This window comes from Microbacterium sp. CFH 31415 (assembly GCF_022538185.1).
Classification (GTDB): domain Bacteria; phylum Actinomycetota; class Actinomycetes; order Actinomycetales; family Microbacteriaceae; genus Microbacterium.
The window spans coordinates 169,496-193,913 of the sequence record NZ_JAKYXC010000010.1; the positions used below are offsets into that span (position 1 = coordinate 169,496).

27 protein-coding genes are annotated in these 24,418 nt (G+C 69.7%); 11 read left to right on the forward strand and 16 right to left on the reverse strand.

What is annotated here, in order from left to right; all coding sequences use genetic code 11:
• Positions 1 to 22: 22 nt before the first annotated feature.
• Positions 23 to 472 carry a VOC family protein gene (locus MK786_RS12720; protein ID WP_241112612.1) on the forward strand — a complete coding sequence of 150 codons (450 nt, stop codon included), beginning with the start codon at positions 23 to 25 and terminating at the stop codon, positions 470 to 472.
• Here the strand turns inward: MK786_RS12720 and MK786_RS12725 are convergent.
• Together MK786_RS12725 and MK786_RS12730 are read right to left on the reverse strand one after the other, a co-directional pair.
• Positions 460 to 1,350: an aldo/keto reductase gene (locus MK786_RS12725; protein WP_308220044.1), complete on the reverse strand. Its 891-nt coding sequence runs from the start codon at positions 1,348 to 1,350 to the stop codon at positions 460 to 462. The two genes, MK786_RS12720 and MK786_RS12725, sit on opposite strands and share 13 nt — an antisense overlap.
• Entirely contained in the window at positions 1,329 to 2,048 is a 720-nt protein-coding gene (locus MK786_RS12730; protein WP_241112614.1) for an SDR family NAD(P)-dependent oxidoreductase, read from the reverse strand. The genes MK786_RS12725 and MK786_RS12730 overlap by 22 nt, the downstream gene beginning before the upstream one ends.
• A gap of 130 nt (positions 2,049 to 2,178) precedes the next feature.
• On the opposite strand from MK786_RS12730, the gene MK786_RS12735 reads away from it, so the two are divergent.
• A complete protein-coding gene (locus MK786_RS12735; protein ID WP_241112615.1) occupies positions 2,179 to 3,048 on the forward strand; it encodes a CoA transferase subunit A in 870 nt (289 codons plus the stop codon).
• Entirely contained in the window at positions 3,045 to 3,797 is a 753-nt protein-coding gene (locus MK786_RS12740) for a CoA-transferase (RefSeq protein WP_241112616.1), read from the forward strand. Before MK786_RS12735 ends, MK786_RS12740 begins: the two co-directional genes overlap by 4 nt.
• A 6-nt stretch (positions 3,798 to 3,803) precedes the next feature.
• Here the strand turns inward: MK786_RS12740 and MK786_RS12745 are convergent, their stop codons facing one another.
• Positions 3,804 to 4,412: a TetR/AcrR family transcriptional regulator gene (locus tag MK786_RS12745; RefSeq protein WP_241112617.1), complete on the reverse strand. Its 609-nt coding sequence runs from the start codon at positions 4,410 to 4,412 to the stop codon at positions 3,804 to 3,806.
• A 116-nt stretch (positions 4,413 to 4,528) separates the two neighbouring features.
• On the opposite strand from MK786_RS12745, the gene MK786_RS12750 reads away from it, so the two are divergent.
• A complete protein-coding gene (locus tag MK786_RS12750; protein ID WP_241112618.1) occupies positions 4,529 to 6,133 on the forward strand; it encodes an AMP-binding protein in 1,605 nt (534 codons plus the stop codon).
• 9 nt (positions 6,134 to 6,142) lie between these two features.
• On the opposite strand, the gene MK786_RS12755 is transcribed toward MK786_RS12750, so the two are convergent.
• From MK786_RS12755 to MK786_RS12770, 4 genes are read right to left on the reverse strand one after another with little or no spacing between them, the layout of a single operon-like run.
• Complete coding sequence (locus MK786_RS12755) at positions 6,143 to 6,595, reverse strand: nuclear transport factor 2 family protein (protein ID WP_241112619.1); 453 nt, start codon at positions 6,593 to 6,595, stop codon at positions 6,143 to 6,145.
• Between the two features lie 35 nt (positions 6,596 to 6,630).
• Positions 6,631 to 7,152: a nuclear transport factor 2 family protein gene (locus tag MK786_RS12760; protein WP_241112714.1), complete on the reverse strand. Its 522-nt coding sequence runs from the start codon at positions 7,150 to 7,152 to the stop codon at positions 6,631 to 6,633.
• 23 nt (positions 7,153 to 7,175) lie between these two features.
• Positions 7,176 to 8,396 (reverse strand): acetyl-CoA C-acetyltransferase, encoded by a 1,221-nt coding sequence (locus tag MK786_RS12765; RefSeq protein ID WP_241112620.1) that lies wholly within the window; start codon positions 8,394 to 8,396, stop codon positions 7,176 to 7,178.
• A complete protein-coding gene (locus tag MK786_RS12770) occupies positions 8,389 to 9,186 on the reverse strand; it encodes an SDR family oxidoreductase (protein WP_241112621.1) in 798 nt (265 codons plus the stop codon). Before MK786_RS12770 ends, MK786_RS12765 begins: the two co-directional genes overlap by 8 nt.
• Before the next feature lie 65 nt (positions 9,187 to 9,251).
• Between MK786_RS12770 and MK786_RS12775 the strand changes: the two genes are divergently transcribed.
• Positions 9,252 to 10,079, forward strand: a complete 828-nt coding sequence (locus MK786_RS12775) for an SDR family NAD(P)-dependent oxidoreductase (RefSeq protein WP_241112622.1) — start codon at positions 9,252 to 9,254, stop codon at positions 10,077 to 10,079.
• A 12-nt stretch (positions 10,080 to 10,091) separates the two neighbouring features.
• Here the strand turns inward: MK786_RS12775 and MK786_RS12780 are convergent, their stop codons facing one another.
• From MK786_RS12780 to MK786_RS12815, 8 genes are all read right to left on the reverse strand, one after another.
• Complete coding sequence (locus tag MK786_RS12780) at positions 10,092 to 10,838, reverse strand: glucose 1-dehydrogenase (protein ID WP_241112623.1); 747 nt, start codon at positions 10,836 to 10,838, stop codon at positions 10,092 to 10,094.
• Positions 10,835 to 11,974: a flavin reductase gene (locus MK786_RS12785; protein WP_241112624.1), complete on the reverse strand. Its 1,140-nt coding sequence runs from the start codon at positions 11,972 to 11,974 to the stop codon at positions 10,835 to 10,837. The genes MK786_RS12780 and MK786_RS12785 overlap by 4 nt, the downstream gene beginning before the upstream one ends.
• The gene (locus MK786_RS12790; RefSeq protein ID WP_241112625.1) at positions 11,971 to 13,296 is read right to left on the reverse strand and encodes an LLM class flavin-dependent oxidoreductase; all 1,326 of its coding nucleotides are present in this window, start codon (positions 13,294 to 13,296) and stop codon (positions 11,971 to 11,973) included. Before MK786_RS12790 ends, MK786_RS12785 begins: the two co-directional genes overlap by 4 nt.
• The gene (locus MK786_RS12795; RefSeq protein ID WP_241112626.1) at positions 13,265 to 14,062 is read right to left on the reverse strand and encodes an ABC transporter ATP-binding protein; all 798 of its coding nucleotides are present in this window, start codon (positions 14,060 to 14,062) and stop codon (positions 13,265 to 13,267) included. Before MK786_RS12795 ends, MK786_RS12790 begins: the two co-directional genes overlap by 32 nt.
• Complete coding sequence (locus tag MK786_RS12800) at positions 14,062 to 15,888, reverse strand: ATP-binding cassette domain-containing protein (protein ID WP_241112627.1); 1,827 nt, start codon at positions 15,886 to 15,888, stop codon at positions 14,062 to 14,064. The genes MK786_RS12795 and MK786_RS12800 overlap by 1 nt, the downstream gene beginning before the upstream one ends.
• A 2-nt stretch (positions 15,889 to 15,890) precedes the next feature.
• Positions 15,891 to 16,748: a branched-chain amino acid ABC transporter permease gene (locus MK786_RS12805; protein WP_241112628.1), complete on the reverse strand. Its 858-nt coding sequence runs from the start codon at positions 16,746 to 16,748 to the stop codon at positions 15,891 to 15,893.
• Positions 16,749 to 16,909: 161 nt separating this feature from the next.
• Complete coding sequence (locus MK786_RS12810; RefSeq protein ID WP_241112629.1) at positions 16,910 to 17,767, reverse strand: SDR family oxidoreductase; 858 nt, start codon at positions 17,765 to 17,767, stop codon at positions 16,910 to 16,912.
• Positions 17,764 to 18,540 (reverse strand): N-acyl homoserine lactonase family protein, encoded by a 777-nt coding sequence (locus MK786_RS12815; protein ID WP_241112630.1) that lies wholly within the window; start codon positions 18,538 to 18,540, stop codon positions 17,764 to 17,766. Before MK786_RS12815 ends, MK786_RS12810 begins: the two co-directional genes overlap by 4 nt.
• A gap of 159 nt (positions 18,541 to 18,699) precedes the next feature.
• On the opposite strand from MK786_RS12815, the gene MK786_RS12820 reads away from it, so the two are divergent.
• Entirely contained in the window at positions 18,700 to 19,317 is a 618-nt protein-coding gene (locus tag MK786_RS12820; protein WP_241112631.1) for a PaaI family thioesterase, read from the forward strand.
• Between the two features lie 6 nt (positions 19,318 to 19,323).
• On the opposite strand, the gene MK786_RS12825 is transcribed toward MK786_RS12820, so the two are convergent.
• Entirely contained in the window at positions 19,324 to 20,103 is a 780-nt protein-coding gene (locus tag MK786_RS12825; protein ID WP_241112632.1) for an IclR family transcriptional regulator, read from the reverse strand.
• Between the two features lie 88 nt (positions 20,104 to 20,191).
• Here MK786_RS12825 and MK786_RS12830 point away from each other — a divergent pair, with 88 nt between their 5' ends.
• Genes MK786_RS12830 through MK786_RS12850 form a run of 5 tightly spaced genes read left to right on the forward strand, consistent with a single transcriptional unit; the run spans position 20,192 to position 24,417 of the window.
• Positions 20,192 to 21,889 (forward strand): AMP-binding protein, encoded by a 1,698-nt coding sequence (locus MK786_RS12830; RefSeq protein WP_241112633.1) that lies wholly within the window; start codon positions 20,192 to 20,194, stop codon positions 21,887 to 21,889.
• A complete protein-coding gene (locus tag MK786_RS12835; RefSeq protein WP_241112634.1) occupies positions 21,886 to 22,428 on the forward strand; it encodes a MaoC family dehydratase N-terminal domain-containing protein in 543 nt (180 codons plus the stop codon). Before MK786_RS12830 ends, MK786_RS12835 begins: the two co-directional genes overlap by 4 nt.
• Positions 22,425 to 22,838, forward strand: a complete 414-nt coding sequence (locus MK786_RS12840) for a Zn-ribbon domain-containing OB-fold protein (protein WP_241112635.1) — start codon at positions 22,425 to 22,427, stop codon at positions 22,836 to 22,838. The genes MK786_RS12835 and MK786_RS12840 overlap by 4 nt, the downstream gene beginning before the upstream one ends.
• Complete coding sequence (locus MK786_RS12845) at positions 22,835 to 23,236, forward strand: MaoC/PaaZ C-terminal domain-containing protein (protein WP_241112636.1); 402 nt, start codon at positions 22,835 to 22,837, stop codon at positions 23,234 to 23,236. Before MK786_RS12840 ends, MK786_RS12845 begins: the two co-directional genes overlap by 4 nt.
• Complete coding sequence (locus tag MK786_RS12850; protein ID WP_241112637.1) at positions 23,233 to 24,417, forward strand: lipid-transfer protein; 1,185 nt, start codon at positions 23,233 to 23,235, stop codon at positions 24,415 to 24,417. Before MK786_RS12845 ends, MK786_RS12850 begins: the two co-directional genes overlap by 4 nt.
• The last annotated feature ends 1 nt before the right edge of the window (position 24,418 follow it).

A 24,418-nucleotide genomic window follows, 5' to 3' on the forward strand; every position in this document is an offset into this window, starting at 1 on the left:
TGATCAAGCGATTGGTAGGTACATGACTCAGCGTCTGCATCACATGGGGATCACGGTCAGCGACACCGACACCGCGGTTGCGTTCTACAGCGCGCTGACGGGCGGCGAGGTCGTCGGCCCGCTCATCAAGAGCGGTCCGGCCGTCGAGGCGGTGACGGGGTACCCAGGCGTCCACATCCTGCTGACGTTCATCTCGTTCGCCGGCGGCGGCGCCGTGATCGAGCTCGCGGAGTACCGGAACGGCAGCGGCGAGCGCATCGACCCCGACACCGGCAAGGCGGGGTCGGCCCACCCGGCGATCCTCGTCGACAACATCGACGCCACGCTCGCACGCATGGCCGCGATGGGTGTGCACGCGACGAGCGAGCCGAAGGTCGCGACGGACGGGCCCATGGAGGGCTACCGATACGTATACCTGATCGGGCCCGACTCGGTGCGCGTCGAACTGCTGGAAGCGCCTCACGCCGACTGACCGTCCAGCATCGCGAGCTCGTCGGGGGTCAGCTCGAGCGCAAGCGCGGCGACGTTGTCGCGCACGCTCTCGACGCGGCTGGCTCCCGGAATGGGGATGACGGCGGGCGACGAGGCGAGCACCCAGGCCAGAGCGACACGCTGCGGGCTGACACCCCGGCGCACCGCGATGTCCGCCAGCACCTGCGCATCCTCGCCGAGGTGCTTGGCCGCGAGGCGCCCGCCGAAGGGCCCCCACGCGAGGAACGCGAGGCCGTCCTGCTCGCACACGTGGAGCACATCGAGGCTGTCGCGCACATGCACCGAGTACTCGTTCTGGACGCTCACGAGCGCGTCCCCGATGGCCTCCTGCGCGATGCGCAGCAGCGGCACATCGACGTTCGAGACGCCGATGCGCACCGCGATGCCGTCGTCGACGAGCTGCCGCAGGGCCCCCATGGAGTCCTCGAACGGCACGCGCGGGTCGGGGCGGTGGTGCTGGTAGAGCGGAAGCGCGTCGAGGCCGAGGCGACGCAGCGACTCCCTCGCCGCGCGCGCGAGGTGTGCCGGCGAGCCGTCGATCCACCACGTGGCGTTCTCGTGCCGCGTGTGGCCGCCTTTCGTGGCGATGACGACGCGGTCGAGGTCCGCCGGAGAAGATCGCAGCGCCGCGATGAGGGCGCGCTCGTTGACGCCCATCTCGGAGGTCGGGCCGTACGAGTCGGCGGTGTCGAACAGCGTGATCCCGGCGTCCACCGCCGCGTGCACGGCGCGCATGCCCCGCTCGATGTCGGCGTCAGGCGTCTGGGTCAGCGTCATCGAGCCGAAGCCGATTGCCGAAACATCGAGGCCACCGATCCTCCGCTGCACCAGCGCGCTCATTTGCCCACCGCCGTCCATCCGCCGTCGACCGCGACGCACTGTCCCGTCGTGAAGGTGGCGTCCAGCAGCAAGTGCGCGATCTCACGGGCCTGCTCGGCGGGCTCGGCGAGTCGGCCGAGGGGCATGCGGGCCTTCACAGGGCCGAGGTCGTACCCCTTCTCGACCATGTCGACGATCATCGGCGTGAGCGTGTGCCCCGGGGCGACAGCGTTCACGCGCACACCCAGCGGCGCCCACTCTACGGCGAGGTTCATCACGAGCTGACGGACAGCAGCCTTCGAGGGCCCGTAGTCGCTCTGGTTCGCCCAGCCACCGTACGCGGTGGTGCTCGAAACGGCGACGATGGATGCCGCGCGGCCGTCGAGGCGGGTCACCATCGCCCGCGCGGGAACAAGGGTGCCGAGCACGTTGATCTCCAGCACGCGCCGTGCGCGGTCGAGGTCGAGCTCGAGCGCGGGCACGAACTCGCCGCGAATGCCTGCGCAGGCGACCAGGCCCGTGATGGGGCCGCTGCGGACGGCCGCGGCATCCATCGCCTCACCCACAGCACACTCGTCGACGACGTCCACCTCGAAGACGTCCGCGTCTCGCGGCGAACCGCCCTGGAGGTCCAGGACGCTCACAGCGCACCCGCGGGAGAGGAGCTCCCCGACCACCTCGGCACCGATCCCGGATGCTCCGCCCGTGACGACGACGTGCGAGCCACTGCTCATCATGATGCCTCCTCGCATCGGGGCATCCCGCCCCTCGGTCATCATGATACGGTAGCTACCAAACAAGCGCTAGGTTTTCAGCGTGGCCATCGTCGGCCGACGTGAAGGCGCATGTCGACCCGGAGGTGCAGAGTTGCCCGACAAGACCACGACCGTCGATGACGCGATCGCCCGCATCGAGAGCGGCATGACCATCGGCATCGGAGGGTGGGGATCGCGCCGCAAGCCCATGGCGCTGGTGCGCGCGCTGCTGCGCAGCGAGGTCACCGACCTCACACTCGTGACATTCGGCGGCCCGGATGCCGGGCTGTTGGTGGAGGCCGGCAAGGTACGCAAGCTCGTCTACGGGTTCGTCTCACTCGACTCCATTCCGCTCGACCCGCTCTTCACCCAGGCGCGCGAGAGCGGCGACCTCGCGATTGCCGAGTACGACGAGGGCATGTTCGTCGCCGGCCTGCGTGCGGCGGCCGCGCGCCTGGACTTCCTGCCGACCCGCGCGGGCCTGGGCTCCGACGTCATCCCGGCCAACCCCGACCTGAAGCTCGTGCAGTCCCCCTACTCCGACGAGCAGTACGTGGCGATGCCCGCCCTGCCGCTGGACGTGGCGATGGTCCACGCGAACCGCTGCGACCCGGGGGGCAACGCGCAGTTCCTCGGGCCCGACCCGTACTTCGACGACCTGTTCGCCATGGCCGCGACGCGGACGATCGTGTCGACCGAGCGGATCGTCCCCACCGAGAACCTGCTCGACGAGGGCACGTTCCACACGCTGATGTTCAGCCGCATGTACGTCCACGACGTCGTCGAGACCCCGAACGGCGCCCACTTCACCACGTGCGAGCCCGACTACGGACGCGACGAGGCGTTCCAGCGTCACTACGCCGCGTCTGCGAAGGACCCGGAGCAGTGGCACGCGTTCGCCGATGACTTCCTCTCCGGTGACGAAGCCGCCTACCAGGCCGCCGTCGCCGAGTTCCACGCCGCCAAGGAGGAGAACCGATGAGCACCGATGCGACCATCGCAGAGATCTGCGTCGCCGCATGCGCCGACACCTACCGCACGTCGGGCGAGGTGCTCGCCCACGCCGTGGGCACCATCCCCACGATCGGCGCGCGCCTGGCCAAGCTCACGACGGCACCTGACATCGTGCTCACCGACGGCGAGGCGTTCCTCATGGCCGAGCCACCGCCGCTCGGCAAGTCCGCCGCGGCCGGCGGGGTCATCGAGGGCTGGGCGCCGTTCCGTCGCATCTTCGACATCCTGGCGACCGGCAGGCGCCAGTCCATGATGGGCGCGAGCCAGATCGATCGCCACGGCAACCAGAACATCTCGATCATCGGCGACTGGAGCAAGCCCACGCGCCAGCTCATCGGCGTGCGCGGCGCCCCCGGCAACACGGCCAACCACCGCGTCGACTACTGGATCTCCCGCCACTCGACGCGCATCTTCGTCGACAAGGTCGACATGGTGTCGGGTGTGGGCAATGATCGCGCCCGAGAGGCCGGTCTGCGCTTCCACGAGCTCGGCGTGATCGTGACGAACCTCGGCGTGCTCGGCTACGACCAGGACGGCGTCGTGAAGGCACTGTCGGTGCACCCCGGCGTCGACCCGACCGCGCTCGCGGAGAACACCGGTTTCCCGCTCGACGTGGCGGGCCTGCCGCTCACGCGCGTGCCCGACGAAGAAGAGCTGCGCCTCATCCGCGAGGTGCTCGACCCCCGCGGCGCGCGCACGCGCGAAGTGGCCGACTGACGCGGCTCAGCGCGCCAGGAGCCCGAAGTGGATCAGGTCGAGGAAATGCTGCGTGACGCTCGCGGCGGTGTGACGGCCGCCGGGTCGGAACCAGCGCACCGTCGACCACACCGAGTCGCGTATGAACCGGTAGGCCACGCCCGCGTCGATCGTCTCGCGGAAGACGCCGGCGCGCTGACCATCCTCTATGGCGCCCAGCCAGATCCGCTCGATGCGACTGCTCTTGGCGGAGACGAATTCGAATCCGGGCTGCGTCGACAGGAACGACGACTCGTTCTGGTACAGGGCCACCGTGGCGGAGTCGACCTCGATCGTGTGGAACGCGTGCTCGATGAGCCGGTCCAGCACGTCGCGGGGCTCGCCGCCCTCCGCCGCGATCTCCTCGAAGCGGGTCAGCAGGCGGTCCATGAAGACGCTCAGGATCTCCTGCAGGATCGCTTCCTTGGAGGAGAAGTGGTGATACAGGCTTCCGGAGAGGATGCCGGCCTCATCGGCGATGTCTCGCACGGTCGTAGCCGAGTAGCCTCGGGACGCGATGAGGCGCGTCGCAATCGAGAGCAGCTGCTCCCGTCGATCGGAGGGCTGCTCCGTGCCAGTCACCTTCGTCAAGGCCATGTCCGTTCCCTTCGCGCCGGTTGCCCAAGCGTTTGTTCAATAATGCCTCATGGAGCGCGCCCGACGATACTCCTCGTTCGCCATTCCGCCACCGTTCAACCCCGAAGAGGACGAAGATGACCCGACTCTCCACCGCGCAGACGATTCCCGCGCTTCTTCGCGACCAGGTCCGCCTGGGTGACCATCCTGCGGTCATCGAGGGGGAAACCGCAACGAGCTATGAGACGCTCCACGAGAAGGTGCGCGCCGCAGCCCGCGGCTACCTAGCGCGCGGCATCCGCCACGGCGACCGCGTGGCCGTCTGGGCGCCCAACCGCCTGGAGTTCATCGTCGCCATGCTCGGAGCCCAGTACGTCGGCGCCCCCGTCGTGCCGCTGAACACCCGCTACACGGGGCACGAAGCCGCCACGATCCTGCAGCGCTCGCGCGCCAGCATCCTGGTCGTCGACGACGGCTTCCTCGGGAGGGGCTTCACGAGGATGCTCGAGGCCGCCGTCGACGGCGGCGGGGATGGGCCCATCGCCGGGCTCCCGCACCTCCGCACCATTGTGCGGATCGGCCAGCCCGCGGCAGGCGAGAACCGCCCGAGCTGGGAGGACTTCCTCGCCGCCGGCTCCGCGGTGTCCGACGCCGACCTGGATGCCGCCGCCGACCGCGTGACCCCGGACGACGTCGACGACATCCTCTACACGTCGGGCACGACGGGACTCCCCAAGGGAGTCATGAGCGCCCACCGCCAGACGATCGGCGTCGCCTACGCGTGGGCGAGCGGCGCGGAGCTGACCGAGGACGACCGCTACGCCATCGTCAATCCGTTCTTCCACGGCTTCGGCTACAAGGCCGGCATGATCTCGTCGCTGCTCGCGGGCACGACGATCTATCCCGTGCCGACCCTCGACACGACGGCGATGCTGGAGCTCATCCAGTCGGAGCGCATCACCGTGCTCCCGGGCGTCCCCACGGTGTTCACATCGCTGCTCGACCACCCGCGCCTGTCCGAGTACGACACGTCGTCGCTGCGGTTCGCGATCGCGGGCGCGACGACGGCCCCTGAGACTCTGTTCCGCGATATGGTGCACGTCCTCGGCTTCGAACGCGTCGCGCAGGCCTACGGCCTCACGGAGTGCGTCGTGGCGACCCTGTCGCGCCACGGCGAGGACCTGGAGCACGCGAAACAGACCACGGGTCCTGCGGTGCCCGGCATCGAGATCCGCGTGGTCGACGCCGACGGCGAGGACGTCGACACGGGCGTCGACGGCGAGATCCTGCTGCGCGGCGACAACGTCATGCTCGGCTACTTCGAGGACGAGGAGGCCACGCGCGCCGCCGTCGACGGGGACGGCTGGTTCCGCACCGGCGATGTCGGGCGGCTCGACGAGCACGGCTGCCTCAAGATCACAGACCGCCTGAAGGACATGTTCATCGTCGGGGGGTTCAACGTCTACCCTGCCGAAGTCGAGAACGCACTGCGCCAGCATCCCTCCGTCAACGAGTCGGCCGTCATCGGGGTCGAGGACGCGCGCTTGGGCACGGTGGGCCGCGCGTACGTCGCACTGCTGCATGGCGCGGAACCGGTGGATGCCGAGGCCCTCACCGCCTTCTGCCGCGAGCGCCTGGCGAACTTCAAGGTGCCGCGCGAGATCGTGTTCGTCGAGGAGTTCCCGCGCAACGGCGCGGGCAAGATCCTCAAGACGGAGCTGCGGCAGGTATCGGCGAGCTGACCGGAGCAGTCAGCTGACGTCGACCGTGATCGTGCGCGACCGGATCCGCCAGCCGGCGCCGGTCCGCACGAACTCGTCGTCGTAGCGTCCCGACAGCGCGATCTGCGGCCGCGGGGCGTCGAGCTCGAGCGCGATCGCGTTCGAGGCCCCCGTGAGGAACACGAAGTAGGACTGCGCGTGCGCACGGTCGTCGCTGTCGATCGACACCCACAGCGTCGTGTTTAGGTGCTTCGTGCCCGTGCCCGGACCCTGCAGGCCGGAGGCGCGGTAAGCCAGGACGCGCTCGCGCAGCGCCTCGCGACCACGGTGCGCCTCGCCGTTGCCACGATCCCAGACACCGTCCTCAGTCCAGAGGCCGAGATACTCGTCCGGGTCGCCGTCGTCCGCGAGGTGGCCGAGGCGGGCGATGAGATTGCGGATGTCCGACTCGGCTGTGAGTCGGACGATCGGGTCGAGCGGCATGGTGTGGCCTCCTAGAGCGATGCGGGGATGAGTCGTCAGGGCGACGGCGGGCGGGCGAGCCCGTCCAGGAGCCTGATCAGCGGGTCGTCCTCGCCCCGGCTGCCCGACGGAGCCGGCGGCCCCGCGCTCGGCGCCTCGCGGAGAGCCCCCGCGGTCGAGTACGCCCGCTCACGTACGGCCCACCGCTCGCGGATGCGCCAGCGGCCGTCGACGCGGACGAGATCGTCGACGTACCGCACAAGGCTCACGTAGTCCGCCGCGGGATCATCGCCGGCAGCGCTCCAGTGCCAGGCGGTCGCATACGTCTCGGCGACCGCCTCGTCACCCGCGATGTCGACGTTGTGCGTGCCGATGACGTGGAGCATCCCCGCCACCTGGGGCAGCACCGCGCTCAGCCAGGGGACGAACTCCTCCACCGTGCCCTCGAATCCGGCGTGGTGGTCGATGCCGCCCGGCACGTACAGCTCGAAGAGCTGTTCCGGGCGCACGCGATCGATCGCGCGGCAGTATCGCGCCACGAGGTCCGCGATCGCGAGTCGGTCGGCGATCTCCGCCATGCCGGCCACCGGTGTCCCTGCTGTCAGCGCAGACGCTCGATCACCATGGCCATGCCCTGTCCGCCCGCGGCGCACATCGTGGCGATCGCGAACTGCTCGTCGCGCTCCTGCAGCGCGTGGATGGCGGTGGTCGTCATACGCGCGCCGGTCTGGCCGAACGGGTGGCCGAGCGCGATCGCGCCGCCGTTGACGTTGACCTTCTCCGGGTCGATCCCGATCGCCTCGATGGAGGGCACCACCTGAGCGGCGAACGCCTCGTTCAGTTCCATGAGGTCGATGTCGCCGATGGCCAGGCCCGCGTTCGCGAGGGCGCGCCCGACAGCATCCACGGGTCCGAGGCCCATGATCTCGGGGCTCAGGGCCGACACACCGGTGGAGACGATGCGCGCCAGCGGCTGCAGTCCGAGCTCGCTCGCGCGCGTGTCGCTCATGATGACCAGGGCCGCGGCACCGTCGTTGAGCGGACAGCAGTTGGCGGCGGTGACCGTGCCGTGCTCGCGGAAGACCGGGTTCAGGCTGGAGATGCCCTCCATCGTCACACCGGCGCGCGGGCCGTCGTCCGTCGCGACGAGCGTGCCGTCCGCGAGGCGCACTGCGGTGATGTCGCGCTCCCAGAATCCGCGAGCGGCCGCGGCTTCTGCGCGGTTCTGGCTCAGCACGGCCCACTCGTCCTGCGCGCGGCGCGAAACGCCCTTCAGCTGCGCCACGTTCTCCGCGGTCTCGCCCATCGCCATGTAGATGTCGGGCAGGTCGCCGTCTGCGCGCGGATCGCGCCAGACGAAGGAGGCGTCCTGTGCCCGCTGCACGGTGCGGGCCATGGCTTCCGCGTACCGAGGGTTCTTGGTGTCCGGCATACCATCGGACTTGCCGAAGCCGTAGCGCGACACCGTCTCGACACCGCCTGAGATGAAGACGTCGCCCTCCCCCGCCTTGATCGCGTGGAGGGCCATGCGGCTGGTCTGCAGGGAGGACGCGCAGTAGCGGTGGACGGTCGTGCCGGGCAGGGAATCGAAGCCGAGCTGCATCGCGACGATGCGGCCGATGTTGTACCCCTGCTCGCCGGCCGGCTGCGCGCAGCCGATCATCATGTCGTCTATCGTCGCGGGGTCCAGCTCGGGCACCGTCTCGAGCGCCGCGGCGACCATCTGCGCGAGCAGGTCGTCGGCGCGCATGTCCTTCAAGGAGCCCTTGCCCGCCCTGCCGATGGGAGAGCGGACGGCGGAGACGATGACGGCGTCAGTCATTTTCACTTCCTTCGTTGAGCACGGCGAATGCCGTCTGAGGTGTGTGCGAGAGGAACGCGGGCCACTCGCCGCCGCCGTCGACGTCGACGACGGCGCCGGTCACGTGCGAAGCCAGCGGCGACGCGAGCATGAGGCACACGTTGCCGATCTCGAGTGGGTAGGCGAGGCGCCCGCGCGGGATGGTCCGGGCGATCCGCTCGAGGTTCTCTGCACTGCCGTAGTGCTCGTCGGCGCTGTCGGTCGCGACGAGACCGCAACTGACCGCGTTGACGCGGATGTGCGGCGCCCACTCTACGGCGAGCGAGGCGGTGAGGTTCTCGAGGGCGGCCTTCGCCGCGCCGTACATCGCGGTGCCCGGGCTCGAGCGGCGAGCACTGATCGAGGTGATGTTGATGACGCTACCGCCGTCTTCCTGCGCGGCCATGACGGGGTGCACGGCGCGGGCGACGAAGGCCGCGGAGAGGAAGTTCAGGTCGGTGATCGCGCGGAGATACCGCGGCGAGCCCTCCTCGAAGCGGCCGAACGGCGAGCCGCCGGCGTTGTTCACGGCGACGTCGAGCCGCCCGGCGCGCGAGACGATGTCGCCCACCCAATGCTCCACGGCGTCGGGATCGCGCACGTCGACGGCGGTGAAGGTCACGCCGTCCGGCAGCTCAGCGGGTTCGCGGCGTCCGCAGGTCTCGATGGCGGCGCCGGCACGGAGGAACGCCTCGGCGATGCCGCGGCCGACGCCGCGGGTGGCGCCGGTGATCAGCACGACTCTCCCGGACAGGTCGATCGTCACAGCCATGGGCGCGTTCCTCCCTTGCGTCATTGCAGACTCCCACGCTACCAAACAAATGCTAGGTTTGCTCCATGGCAGCGACGTCTGGAGATGTGCGAATCTCGGTGGTGACGGGCGGGGCCCTCGGCATCGGAGGCGCGACCAGTCGGCGGCTCGCGGCTGACGGCGACCACGTCGTGCTCCTCGACATCGACGGCGACGCCGCGCACCGCACCGCCGACGCCATCCGCACAGCGGGAGGCACGGCGACCGTCGTAGTGGGCGATGCCACGGTCGATGCCGACCTCGACCGTCTCGCCGAGGCGGCCTCCGCGATCGACGACGGCCGCGTCGACGTGCTGGTGAACAACGTCGGCGACTTCCGCCCGGCCAAGGCGATCTTCCTGCGCAGCAGCGCCGACCAGTGGGAGGCGATGCACCGCATCAACCTGCGCCACGTCTTCGCCACGACATTCCGGTTCGCTCCCGCGATGATCGCACGCGGCCAGGGAGTCATCGTGAACGTCTCGACGGTCGAGGCCTTCCGCGGCATCCCCGGCCACGCCGTGTACTCGGCCTACAAGGCCGGCGTCGCTGCCTTCACCAAGAGCATGGCCGTCGAGCTCGGCCCTTCGGGCGTGCGCGTCGTGGGCGTCGCGCCCGATCTCACCGACACCGAGCAGACTCCGCGCGCGGCGATGCTGCGCGACCGCGACCCGGAGCTGATCCGCTCGTGGCTGCCGATAGGGCGTTTCGGCCTGCCCGAGGACGCGGCCGACGTCATCGCATTCCTCGCGTCGGGCGACGCGCGGTTCGTCACGGGCACGACGATCCCCGTCGACGGCGGAACGCTCGCGGCATCCGGCTGGTACGGCCGCACGTCGGCGCGCGGCTGGACCAACATGCCCGACGGCACCTGAGGCACCACGACGTCAGACCGCGGTGTACCCGCCGTCGACGACGAACTCGGCTCCCGTGACGAACGATGCCTCGCTCGACGCGAGGAAGCAGATCACGGCAGCCGCCTCGTCGGGCGTGCCGAACCGACCGAGCGGGGTGTCCGCGATCATAGGTGCGCGATCGGTCGTCGGCCGGAACATGGGCGTGTCGATGAACCCGGGATGCACCGAGTTGACGCGGATGCCGTCGGTGGCCCACGCGAGCGCGGCGTTCTTCGACAGGGTCCGCACGGCACCCTTCGCCGCCGCGTACGAGGGGTTGTTCCCGTAGCCGCCCACGATGCCGAACATCGAGCTCACATTGACGATCGAGGCGGCGTCCGACGCTTTGAGGGCGGGTGCGGCCGCCTTCATCCCGAGGAACACGCTGTCCTGCGTCACGGCGATGACGCGCTTCCAGTCCTCGTACGCGGTCTCCTCGATCGAGACGGCGTGGCTGATCGCGGCGTTGTTCACCAGGACGTCGAGACCGCCGAAAGCATCCAGGGCACCTGTCACCGCGACATCCCACTCCTGCTCATCGGCGACGTCGAGCTGCCACGCCAGCGCACGGCCGCCGTCCGACACGATCGCCGCCGCGAGCTTGCGCGCGGCGTCGAGACGGACGTCGGCGACGACCACCGCGCCGCCCTCGCGGGCGATGCGCCGCGCGGTCGCACCACCGATTCCGCCGGCCGCGCCCGTGATGAGGGCGACCTCGCCCTCGAACCGGCCGCTCATCGTGCCCCAATCCTGTCTGAGATCGCGTCCGCGGTCGCGCACGCCTCCGCGATCCACGTCGACACGATCTGCCGGTCGGCCGCGGCGGGCAGGCCGAAGAGAGCGACGGTCGCGACGACCGCGCCGGCGCCGTCCCGGATCGGCGCCGTGATTATCCGCACGTCCAGTCGGTCCCGGTCCAGCCGCTCGTCCGGCGGGTCGTACGAGTCGATGAGGCGCACGCGGGCCTCGTCGATGGCCCGCGCGCGGGCCGGTGACGCGGCAGACCCCCCGTGATGTCGGATGTGGGACCACGCGTCGTCGTGCCCGTCGGCAACCAGACCGATCGACCAGCCGCGCGCGCGGACCCGCGCGAGAACGTCCTCGGATCCTCCGAGCGCACGCCAGCGCTGGGCGAGGCCGGCGTCCGTCGCGGCGAAGAGGGATCCGAAGGGCGGCGCCAGCGGCAGGTGTTGACCGATGTGCATACCGACAGCGTCCGTCCTGCCGCGCGCCGCGGTGATGACCAGGTCGTCATCTGCGACCGCCTGCAGATACGACTGCAACCCGGTCCGCGCCGCCAGCTCCTCCAGGAAAGGTCGCGCGAGGTCGGTCAGCTGAAGCGCGAGTCTCAGATCCGGCCGGTAGGGAGCGGCGAGGACCCGGGCGTCGAACCCGCCGTATCCGCCCTGATAGAACAGCAGCGGACCTGCGTGGTCTGCATGGCCGACCCCGAGGTCGATCACCTCGCCGACCACGATGTCATGATCACCGGCGGAGTAGGTCTGACCACGTCGGCAGTCGATCCACGCGACGGCGTCGTCGAGACGCGGGCTCCCCGACGGTGCGGGCGTCCACGCGACGTTCGCGAACTTCTCCTCGCCGGAGCGCGCGAACCGTCGGCAGATCGACTCCTGCCCCGCACTGAGCACGCTCACGCAGAACGCGTCTGACTCCCTGAGGCGCGCATAGCTGGATGACGTGACCGCCGGCAGGAAGGCCACGAGTGGCGGGTCGAGCGACACCGAGGTGAACGAGCCGACGACCATGCCCACAGGAGCTCCGTCGGATCCGATCGCGCTGACGATCACGACACCGGTCGGGAAGTTGCCGAGCACCGACCGGAACCGCCGCGGATCGAAGGCGACCTCGCTCATGCCCCGATCCGCTCCCGCAGCGTGCCGGGGGCGTAGTCCCGCTGCACGAGCCCGCGGTCCTGCAGCAGGGGAACGACGTGCTCGGTGAAATCGCGCAGACCCTCGGGCAGGTCGGCCGCCAGCACCACGAACCCGTCCGCCGCACCGTTCCCGAACCACCCTGCCAGGTCGTCGGCGACCTGCTCGGGCGTCCCGATGACGGGACGGTGGCCGAGGCTCATCGCGATGCGCTGCGCGAGGCGGCGCACCGAGAGCCCCTCCCGCAGCGCGGTCTCGATGTACAGGCGCGGGCGCGACACGCTGGCGTTGGCGGGGAGATCGTCCCGCACGTCGGGGAACGGCCCGTCCGGGTCGAGGTCACTGAGGTCGAGGCCGCCGAAGTGGTGCGACAGGAAGGCGCCGAGCGCTCCGACGTCGACGAAACCCGCCAGCTCGTCAGCATGTGCCCGGGCTTCGGCCTCCGTGCTCCCGATGATCGGCATGATGCCCGGGAGGACGCTGATGGCATCCTCGGCGCGACCGAACTCCGCTGCCTGCGCATGCATACGCTGGGCGAAGTCCCGGCTGTCGGCTTGATCGAACTGCGTCGTGAAGGCGAGGTCGGCCCACTTTGCCCCGAGCGCCATCCCGGGCCCGGAAGATCCCGCCTGCGACAGCGTGATGCGTCCCTGCGGCGACCGCCGCACCGGGAGCGGACCTTCGACGCTGAAGTGCTCCCCGACGTGGTTGATGGGGTGCACGCGCTCGAGGTCGACGTACCGGCCCGTGGCGCGGTCGGCGACGATTGCGTCGGCATCCCATGCGTCCCAGAGACGCGTGACGATCTCAACGAACTCCTCAGCCCGCTCGTAGCGGTCCGCGTGCACCGGCAGATTCGCCGAGCCGAAGTTATTCGCGGCGGCCTGAATCGCCGTGGTGACGATGTTCCAGCCGACCCGGCCTCCCGAGAGGTGGTCGAGAGTGGCGAACTGCCGCGCGACCGTGAACGGGTCGCTGAAGGTCGTCGACACCGTGCCGATGAGCCCGATCGAATCCGTCACGGCGGCGAGCGCGCCCAGCAGGGCGATCGGGTCGGGACGCTCGGTCGAGTCGGTCGCGATCTGCTCGCCGATCGTCAGTGCGTCTGCGACGAAGACCACGTCGAACCGGCCCGCCTCTGCGGTGCTAGCGATCTCGGCCCAATGCCCCAGCGTGAGCGCCTTCGAGGCATCAGTTCGCGGCGAACGCCACACGGCCTGCGAGGCACCGACTCCCTGGACGTACGCCGCGAGGCGCATCCGGCGCGTCATGTCACTCGCCACCGACACCGAGCTCCACCCCATGCTCGCGCTCCGAGGCCTGGAGGTCCGCCGTCATCGAGTGCCGTCCGAAGTAGGCGTCGTGCAGGATCGACATGTCGCTGACCTCCGAGGCCGGGGTCGACAGCACCGAACGGCCCATGTCGAGCACCACGATGTCGTCCGCGATCGCCACCGACGCGTCGACGGCCTGCTCGACGAGGAGGATGCCGATCCCGGTGTCCTTCAGGTCGGAGACGCGCTGCATGACCTCCTTGACGATCACGGGGGCGAGACCCCCCGATGGCTCGTCGAGCAGCAGGAGCTTGGGGCGCGCCATCAGCGCCGAGGCGATCGCGAGCATCTGCTGCTGACCGCCTGACATGCTGCCCGCGGGGAGCGCGCGCTTCTCGCGGAGGATCGGGAACAGGTCGTACATGCGTTCCACGTCCTCGCGCAGCTCCGCGCGGCGTACGCGTCGCACGCGGCCACCGAGGAGGAGGTTCTCCTCCACGGTCTGGCTGCGCATGACGCGCTTGCCCTCCTGCACGAAGGACATGCCCATGCGGACGCGCTCCGACACCGAGCGCTTCGAGACGTCTTGCCCGTCGAAGACGACCGAGCCGCCGGAGATCTTGTTCAGGCCCGTGATGGCGCGGATCGTCGTGGTCTTGCCGGCCCCGTTGCGGCCGAGCAGCACCGTGAGGCGACCGGGTCGCACCTCGAGCGAGACGTCCCATACGACCCGCAGGTCGCCGTACCCGGTGGCTAGACCGCTGACCTTCAGCAGGGCTTCGTCGCGGGTCTCCATCAGTTCGCCTCCGTGTTCTGCGCGACGAGCTCGTCGGTGTCGACACCCAGGTACTCGCTGAGCACGCGCGGGTCGGACTCGATCTCAGCGGGCGTGCCGTGGGCCATGACCTCGCCATGGGCGAGGGCGTAGATCTCGTCCGCGAGCGAGAGCACGAGCTGGAAATTGTGCTCCACGAGCACCACGGTTCCGCCTGCGCCGGCGACCTTGCGGATGACGGCGGCGAGGCGGTCGACCTCGTCCTCGTCAAGACCGGAGGCCACTTCGTCGAGCAGCAGCACGCCGGGCTGCGAGATGAGGCAGCGGGCCACCTCCAGCATCCGTCGCTGGCCGAGCGGAAGCGCCGCGGCCTCCGCGTCGCGCAGGTCGCTGAGACCGACGAGCTCGAGAACGCGCTCGGCCTCGGTGCGGTCGGCCTGACGCGTCCTGCGGAACGACGGCAGCCGCAGGACGGCGGAGAGCACGGAAGCGCGGGAGGAGAAGTAGCGGCCGGCGATGACTGCGTCCAGCACCGAGATGCCCTCAGGGATGTTCGGCGTCTGGAAGGTGCGGGCCACGCCGGCACGCGCGACCTTGGTCGGCGTCGAGCCGTCGAGGCGCACGCCGTCGAGCGTGATCGAGCCTTCGTCGGTGCGGTAGAAGCCGCACACCATGTTCAGCAGCGTTGTCTTGCCCGAGCCGTTGGGGCCGATGAGCGCCGTCACCCGGCCGGGCTCGGCAGCGAGGGTGACGCCGCCCAGGGCGCGGTTGCCGCCGAACGACTTCACGATGTTCTCGACCGCGAGGCGCTTGCCCTCGAAGCCGTCGAGCTCGACGAAGGCATGCCCGGGCATGGTCGTGACGTCAGCGGTTCCCTTGGCCGCCGCGGCACGGAGGTCCATCCTTCGCACGAAAGAGCGGAACAGGCCGGCGAGTCCGCCGGTCAGCAGCACGCCGCCGATGATGAGGAAGGCGCCCGTGAACAGCAGCGAGTACTCCTGGAACTCGCGCGACTGGTTGAGCCCGAACTGCAGGATGGCGGCGCCCACGACCGCGCCGTAAACACTCGCCGAACCGCCGAGTATCGACGCCGCAAGCACCGTCGTGGCGAACCCGAAGGCGAACGACTCGGGCGAGATGTACAGGTCGAGGTTGGCGAAGAGCGCACCCGCAAGACCGGCGGGGACCGCGCCCAGCGCGTAGGCCAGCAGCTTCATGCGGAACACCGAGATGCCGAGCGACGAGGCCAGCACAGGGCTCTGCTTGAGCACCCGGAACGCCGTGCCGTGGCGCGAGACGATGATGTTGCGCATCACGGCGAACCACAGGATCACGACGATGCCGATCACCCAGTAGTACGCGTCGCCGTTGAGCGGCATGCCGAACAGCGTGGGCGGCATGATGCCGGTGAGGCCGTTCCGACCGCCGGTGATGTCCTTGAAGATCGACAGCACGTCGGGCAGCAGGAGGATGAGGAAGAACGAGGTCATCGCCAGCGACCAGCCGCCCAGGCGAAGACCCGGGATGCCGGTGAGCAGGCCCACCGCGAGCGCGACGACGGCGGCCGCCGCGAGCTGGAACAGGATGTCCGTGTTGCCGGCGACGGAGAGAAGCCCCGCCGTGTAGGCGCCGGCGGCGTACATCGCGGCCTGACCGAGTGCCAGCTCGCCCGCGTAACCCAGGCTGAGGTTCAGACCGCTCACGACCAGCGCCAGGATCATCGTCAGCTGGATCTGGCGCTCGATCGCGTACGGGACTCCGAGGAGCGGGAGCAGGAGGATCAAGATCGCCAGCACGAGCGGGACGATCCACAGCGGCATCGCACGGAGGCGGATCCACCAGGCCATGCTCACACCATCCTTTCGCGAGCGCGGACGAAGAGTCCGGCGGGACGGACCAGCAGCACGGTGATCAGCAGGACGAACACCGCGAGGTTGGCGAACTCGCCACCGAGATAGCGAGCGGCGAGGGCCTCGGTGAGGCCGACGATGACACCGCCGACGATCGCGCCGGGCATGGATCCGAAGCCGCCGATGGCGAGGACGACGAAGCCCTTGAGAGCGAGTGCCGCGCCAAGACTCGTCACCGCGAACGTCTTCGGCCCGACGAGCATGCCGAGGAAGCCGGCGAGCGCGCCAGAGAATACGAAGGTCATCACTGCGAGACGCTTGATGTCGACGCCGCGGAGCTGTGCAGCCTCCCCGTCTTCGGCCATACCTCTAAGCGCGAGGCCTGTCAGCGAGAGACGACCGTAGATGCCGAAGCCGACCACGAGGAGCGCGACGGCAATGACGAGGAAGATCTCGACCGGGTAGACGCGACCCCCGAGGAAGTCGATGGCCTGGTCGCCGAAGAAGAACGGCACCTTGAGCGGCTCACCGCCCCACACCAGCTGCGCGGCCCCGTCGAGCAGGATCGATGCGCCGAGGGTGGTGACGAGGATGTTGTGGTGATCCTTCACCGGCCGGATCGCGGCGATGTACTCCAGGTACGCGATCAGCGCCACCACGAGCATCGCGATCAGCGCCGCGATGAACGGGTTGAGCCCCAGCGTGACGATGCCGGTGTACGTGATGAACGCGCCGACCATCATCAGCTGCGCCTGGGCGAAGTTGAAGGTCTTGGTCGCGATGAACACGATGTTGTAGCCGATCGCCACCAGCGCATAGACAGCGCCGAGTGCGAGGCCGCTCCAGATGATGGTCATCGGCGCACCGCCTGCGGAGCGTGCGGAATGCCGGAGTCGACGTGGGATCGTCGATCGTGTCGCGCCATGTTCTTCCTCTTCGAAGTCATGTTCTCGGGTGGAGCCACGTTACCAAGCAATTGCTAGTTCGACTACCGTAGCACGGCCGGGTTGGTCGGTGATCACTCCGCGAAACGCCGAGAGTCGTGGTGAGCCGGCGCCTCGGGCGGCCTCCTCGACGCCAGCTGCGCGCCACGTGCGCACATCGCCTGTCCGACGTAGTCGGGTTGCGTCAGCAGGTAGAACTCTCCCGCGGCAGCCTGCGCGAAGACGCGCTCGGCTGCGACCACGGGGTCCAGGGCGTGGGGCAGAAGCGCCAGCATGTCTTCTCGGGCCGCCTGCGCAGCTGCGACATCGCCGTCCTCGGGCATCCCGGCGTCGTGGAAGATGTGGGATGCGACGGCCCCCGGCAGCACGACCGCCACGGAGATCGGGATGCCCGCGTGCTCGATGTCTACTCTGAGGGCCTCGGTCAGTCCGAGGACGGCCTGCTTCGACATCAGGTATGGCGCCTGCCGCGCGATCGACACCACCGCCCCCACGGACGAGAGGTTCCAGATGTGCCCGCCTCGATCTCGCATGCGGGGCACGGCCACCCGGATGCCGTGGTAGACGCCAGTGACGTTGACGTCGACGATGCGCCGCCATCCCTCGTCAGGAACGTCCCACAGATAGCCGAACTGCTCGATGCCCGCATTGTTGACCAGGAGGTCGATGCCGCCGAACGCCGCTTCCGCCGCTTCCGCCATCGCCTCAACGGAAGCCGCATCGGTGACATCTGTCCGGACCGCGATCGCCTCGCCCCCCGCCGCAGCGATCTCCGCCGCGACCCGGCGGGCGGCGGCCTCGTCGACGTCGGCGATCACGATCTTCATCGGCAGGGTGGCTGCGTAGCGAGCAAGTCCAGCGCCCACGCCCGAGCCGGCGCCAGTGATGACCGCCGTTCGTCCGCCGAAGACCTCGGCCGCGGTGCCGGTCATCGCTTCTCCCCCGCCCCGCCGAAGCGCTCCCAGTCGGCTGGGTCGTGCGCGATCCACAGATCGGCCTTCTCTGCATCCAGGATGCCGCGCAGCCGCCGCAGCGATGCCCGTGCGGCGACCGAGTCGACGTCGCCGTGGTAGTGGAGCTCCGACTCGTAGGCACCCCGCGTGTGCACCACGTCGCCGCTCAGCACGAGGGTCCGCTCCGGGAGTGCCACCTGCAGCGCGAGCGACCCCGGCGTGTGCCCGGGCAGGCGTCGCACGACGAGCGAGCCGTCGCCGAAGACGTCCTCGTCCTCATCGATGACGTCGAACTCGAGGCCCGTGCCCGCGCCGAAGTCCTCATCCCGGAACCAGGCGGAGGAGAACCGCTCTGGCGCTCTTGCGTACTCGAGCTCACCTGCACCGAGGATTGTGCGTGCCCTCGGAAACCGCTTGAGGGATCCCGCGTGGTCGAAGTGGAGATGGGATGCCACGACGGTCGTGACGTCGTCCATGCTGCGGCCGATCGCCTCAAGGTGCGTCTCGACGAGGTGGCGCTCGTCGAAGACCATGTCGATGCGCTGCGCCATCTCGCCGTACGCGCCTGCGGGGTCGCCGGCGTGATCGGGGTCCAGGCCCGCGTCGAAGAGCACGAACCCCTCGGCGTGCTCGACAAGGTAGATCGGGAAGGGGATGCGCGGAGCTGCCGATCCGAATTCCGCGACATGCGCAGGCGAACGGTAGGTGGCGGGCTCCAGCGCCCACATCCGGACGGCGGTGCCCCTGGACATCATCGTGCTCCCTTCAGCGAAATCAAGCAATTGCTTGGTAGCAAGGTAGTCGGGCGCTGATCGAGCGTCAACGAATGAGGGTGCCTGTCCCGCACACCGGGACCTGGCCGCGCGAGACCGGACGGCGCCCTCTAGCGTCGCCGCCGACAGGAGGGCCGAATGGATCTGCCGGAGAGAGAGTACGGGCCGTCGCCGGCGGCCGACGAGCTGATGACGGCCATGCGCGAGCTGATCCGCGCGGCGACGACCACCGCCGCGGCGTCGGAGGAGATGGTGCGGATCACGCAGGGAATGCGCGATCTCACCGCAGACCTCGACCGCACCCGCCATGCGAGGGCGCGGCGAATCCCCTTCACTCCCGAGGACCGCGAGCGGATCCAGGCGGGTGCGCCGTGGCGAATGTTCCCGTACACGCCGCAGGGGATCCCGCAGGAGATCGTCGTGACAGACGCCGTCGCGCGCTCGCGCATCCAGCTCACCGCCGCGCACGAGGGCCCGCCCGGGATGCTGCACGGCGGATTCGGCGCCGCCATCATGGACGCGCTGCTGGGAGTGCTGGTGATGGCCGAGTGCAGACCGGCCGTGACCGTCGAGCTGACGACCCGATTCCTCCGGCCGACGCCCCTGGACTGCACGGTGGAGGCCGTCGGCCGCGTCGTGGAGCAGGGCCCGCGCCGCATCATCGCCGAGGGCTCCATCGAGCACGACGGCGTCCCCACCGTCACCGCCCGGGGCGTCTTCGTGCCCTACGCGATGCCGGCGCAGCCCGCAGGCTGACGCAGCTCACTCGGCGCCGGGCGTGCGCGCCTGCCACTCGCCAAAGAGGGTCACGCCGATTCGGCGCGCGGCGGCGGCCACGAGCGGCCCCACATCCCTTACCGAGAGCGTGCCGCGGCGAGCGACCGACAGCGCCGCCACCGGGCCCGCGGGACCCCTGATCGCCGCGCCGACCGAGCTCACGCCGCTCGGGCGGACCCCGCCGTCGAAGTGCGCGATGCCGCGGCGGCGCACCTCTGCCAGCTCGATGAACAGCTCCTCGTGCGCCCCCGCGTGGGGCGCGCCGGTGTGGTCGAGCATCGAGACGATCTCGTCGCGATCCGTCCACGCGAGCATGGCGATCCCGCAGGCCGCCTCCGAGGCGACGATGCGCGTGCCGATCTGCGAGGGCACCGTGGCCGCCACGCCGCCGCCGATCTTATCGATGTAGTGCACGAACCCCCCGCGCAGCACCGCGAGGTGCGCGACGGATGCTGTCATCGAGGCGAGCTCGTTGAGCACCGGCGAGGCGTGGGAGCGCAGCTCCTCCAGGTCGGTGGAGGCGCCGCGGTGCACGAGGCGGGGTCCCAGCGTGTAGCCGCCGTGGGCGTGGTCGACCCAGCCGTGCTCCACGAGCTGCACCAGCATCCGGTGGGTCGTGGACTTCGGCAGGCCCGTCGTCTCTACGACCTCCTCCAGCAGCATGCGCCCGGGGACCTCCGCCAGGCAGTCCATGATGAGCGTGATGCGCTCCAGCACGCCCGGCCTGCGGGTCGCCTCAGCCATCTCGTCTCCTGCGAGTCTCATCCACTGAGACCAAACGTACGCTAGGCCGAGCGTCCTGGATAGCTTCTCGACCACCGGCGAAGGATGCCGGCACTGTCGAGGAGGACACATGCGGACATTCGCTGAGGTGGTGCGATCTCGCGCCGGCGACATGCACGAGGGGCTGCGCTTCGAGGGCCGGATCTGGACATGGGCGGAGGTGATCGACGAGGCTGCCGCGCGCGCCGCCTTCCTGCGGACGCTCGAGCCCGGTGAGGGCCGGAGCCAGGTGCACGTCGGCATCCTGCTGCAGAACGTGCCTGACTTCGTGTTCTGGCTGCTGGCCGCCGCGCTCTCGGGCTCCGTCGCGGTAGGCGTCAACCCCACGCGCCGCGGCGCCGAGCTGGCGCACGACATCAGTCACTCGGACTGCGACCTGCTCATCAGCACGCCGCTGTATCTGGAGGTCGACCGCGACGTCATCCCGCTGCCGGACGACCGCATCCTCGACGTCGAGTCGGAGGAGTACAAGGCGATGTTCGCGGATGCCGCGGGCACACCGCTGCCCGACGAGATCCCGGGCCCGGGTCTCATGTACCTGCTGCTGTTCAGCTCGGGCTCCACCGGGGCACCGAAGGCCGTCATCTGCACGCAGGGACGGCTCGGCCGGCTCACCGAGGCGATGAGCGCCCGCGTCGACCTCCACCGCGAGTCGGTCAACTACATGTGCCTGCCCCTGTTCCACGGTCACGCCATCATGATGAACCTCGCGACCGCCGCCGAAGTCGGCGCGACGGTCGTGATGGTGCGCAAGTTCTCGGCGAGCCGGTTCGCGAGCGACATCCGCGCGCACGGCGTCACCTACTTCAATTACGTGGGCCGTGTGCTCAGCTACGTCCTCGCTCATCCCGAGCGTCCCGAGGACGCCGAAAACAGGCTCGAGGTGGCGTTCGGCTCGGAGGCTGGACCGGCGGAGGCAGTCGAGTTCCGGCGCCGGTTCGGCTGCGACGTGCGCGAGGGCTACGGAGCGAGCGAAGGCGTCATCCGCATCGTGCCCACGCCTGACAGCCCTCCCGGAGCGCTGGGCGTTCCCGTGGCCGGCCTCACGGCGGAGATCCGTCGTGCCGAGGACGACACGGAGTGCCCGCGCGCGCGGTTCGACGAGCAGGGGCGGCTGCTCAACGCCGAGGAGGCCACCGGCGAGATCGTCGTGATCGGCGCCGGCCCCCGCTTCGAGGGCTACTACAAGAACCCCGAGGCGATGGCCGAGCGCCTCCGCTTCGGCGGTCTGGACTTCTGGACGGGTGACCTCGCCTACCGCGACGAGCGGGGGTTCTTCTGGTTCGCCGGCCGCTCCTCGGACTGGCTGCGCGTGGACGGCGAGAACTTCGGGACCGCGCCCGTGGAGCGCATCATCTCCCGGTTCCCCCCGGTTTCCGGCGCTCACGCGTACGCCGTCCCCGACCCCCGCAACGGCGATCAGCTCATGGTGGCGATCGTCCTGCACCCTGGCGCGGAGTTCTCCGCCGAGGCGTTCGCGGATTTCCTTGCGGAGCAGCCGGACCTCGGAACGAAGTGGCGGCCGACGTTCGTCCGCGTGCTGTCTGTCGCCCCGACGACCGCCAACGGGAAGGTTGACAAGGCTCCCCTCCGCCGGGACGCGTGGGAGGCCGGCGACGTGTGGTGGGCGGCCTCGCGAACGAGCCCCTACGTCCTGCTCGACGACGCGCAGCGCGCGGCGTTCCGCCAGGACTTCGTCGATGCGGGGCGCGAGAACGCGCTTCCCCAATCCTCGCGCGACATCCTCTGGGCTAAGGCGCCGGCATGATCGACCCCGACGAGCTCCAGTCGTTCGTCGATCAGATCGCCGAGCCGCCGCGCGTCTCGCGCTACCCCGTCGACGTCGCGATGATCCGCAACTGGGCCGAGGCGCTCGACGACCGGAACCCGATCTATGTCGACGCCGACGCCGCGCGCGCCACCGGTCGAACCGGCATCGTGGCACCCCCGGCGATGATCTCGACCTGGGTGATGAACGGGTACCGCCGCTGGCGCGAGATCCAGCGCCTCCGCGCGGAAGGCGCTGCCGAGGACAACGCGTACTCGCAGCTCCTGGCGATCCTGGATGCCGAGGGCTACACCTCGGTGGTCGCAACCGATGTCGAGCAGACCTACGAGCGCGAGGTCCACCCCGGTGACCGCGTCACCTGCCACTACACGATCGAGGCCGTTGCCGGACCGAAGCGCACGGCCCTCGGAGAGGGCTGGTTCCTGACACTCGGCAAGCGCTACGAGGACGCCACCGGCGCGGTATTCGCGACCGAGCGCTTCCGCATGCTCCGCTTCCGCCCCGAGGAGAAGAAATGACCACCTCCGTCCCCCACCTGGTCCGCACGCAGGACAACGCGTTCTGGTTCGAGGCCGCAGCGGAAGGGCGCCTCGCTGTGCAGCGATGCTCGGCCTGCGAGACGCTCCGGCACCCGCCCGCGCCCGCCTGCCCGGAGTGCCACAGCTTCGAATGGGATTCCGTCGACGCTCCCCTGCACGGCACCCTCCACTCCTGGACCGTCGTCCACCACCCGAAGGACGGGTCGCTGGCCTACCCGCTCGCCGTCGGCCTCGTCGACCTCGAGACCGGCACGCGCCTCGTCGCGGACTTCGAGGAGGGCACCGACGTGGATGCCCTTCGGATCGACGCGCCCGTCGACATCGTCTTCGGCGAGCACGCCCACGCCGAGATCCTGCCACGGCTGCGGCTGAGCGGAGGCCGGTCATGACCGCCACCGCAGGTACGTCCCTGCCGGAACTGCGCATCCCTATCGATCGCACGCTCATCGTCGCAGGCGCCATCGCCTCCCAGGACTTCGAGGATGTCCACCACGACCCCGACGCGGCCCGCCGTCGCGGGGCATCCGACATCTTCATGAGCATCAACACGACCAACGGCCTCGTCGACCGCTATCTGACCGACTGTGCCGGACCGGGCGCGCGCCTGCACTCCGTCTCGCTCCGGCTGGGCATGCCGCTCTTCCCGGGCGACATGCTCGCCTTCACGGGCGAGATCACCGAGCTCCGCGGCGACACCGCGACGGTGACGGTGCGCGGCAGCCACGACCGCGGCATCCATGTGACGGCCACGGCGCGGATCACCCTGTCAAACGGAGAGGACGCATGAGCGGATTCAGCGGAAAGGCCGCGATCGCCGGCATCGGCGCGACGGAGTTCTCGAAGGACTCCGGCCGCAGCGAGTGGCGACTCGCGTGCGAAGCTACCCTCGCGGCACTGGAGGACGCGCAGATCGACGTGGCGGAGGTGGACGGCTTCGCGCTGTTCACGATGGAGACCAATCCCGAGATCGCCGTCGCACGCGCGCTCGGCATTCCGGAGCTGACCTTCTTCAGCCGGATCCCTCACGGCGGCGGCGGCGCGTGCGCCCCCGTCCAGCAGGCGGCGATGGCCGTCGCGAGCGGCGTCGCCGACGTGGTCGTCGTGTACCGCGCGTTCAACGAGCGCTCAGGGCACCGGTTCGGCTCCGGTCCGCCTCCGTTCGCCTACGCGCAGAACACGGACCAGGAGTACCGCAACTGGATCAACCCGTATGGGCTGCTCACACCGGCATCGCAGGAGGCGCTCCTCGCCCGGAGGTACATGCACGAGTACGGGGCGACCAGCGAGGACTTCGGGCGGGTATCGGTGCTCTCGCGCAAGCACGCCGCGAACAATCCGAAGGCGTGGTTCTACGAGCGCCCCATCACGCTCGAGGACCACCAGTCATCGCGCATGATCGCCGACCCGCTGCGCCTGCTCGACTGCTGCCAGGAGACCGACGGCGGTCAGGCGCTCGTGATCGTCAGCGCCGAGCGGGCACGGGACCTTCCGCACCCGCCCGCCGTCATCACCGCAGCCGCCCAGGGCATCGGTCCGCAGCAGATCTCGATGAGCAGCTACTACCGCGAGCACATCGACCGGATGCCGGAGGTGGAGCTCGTCGCCCGGCAGCTGTGGTCGCAGGCAGGCCACGGGCCGGACGGTATCGACGCCGCGATCCTCTATGACGCGTTCACGCCGATGGTGCTGCTGCAGCTGGAGGAGTACGGGCTGTGCGGTCGCGGCGAGGCCCCCGACTTCATCCGCTCGGGTGCGCTGGAGCTCGACGGCCGGCTGCCGGTCAACACTCACGGAGGCCAGCTCGGCGAGGGCTACCTGCACGGCGTCAACGGCATCGCCGAGGGCGTGCGCCTCATCCGCGGCACGTCCGTCAACCAGCCGCCGAAGGACATCGCCAACGTCCTCGTCACCGGCGGCTCCCCCGTTCCGCACAGCGCGCTCGTGCTGGCCGCCGACCACGAAGGCTGAT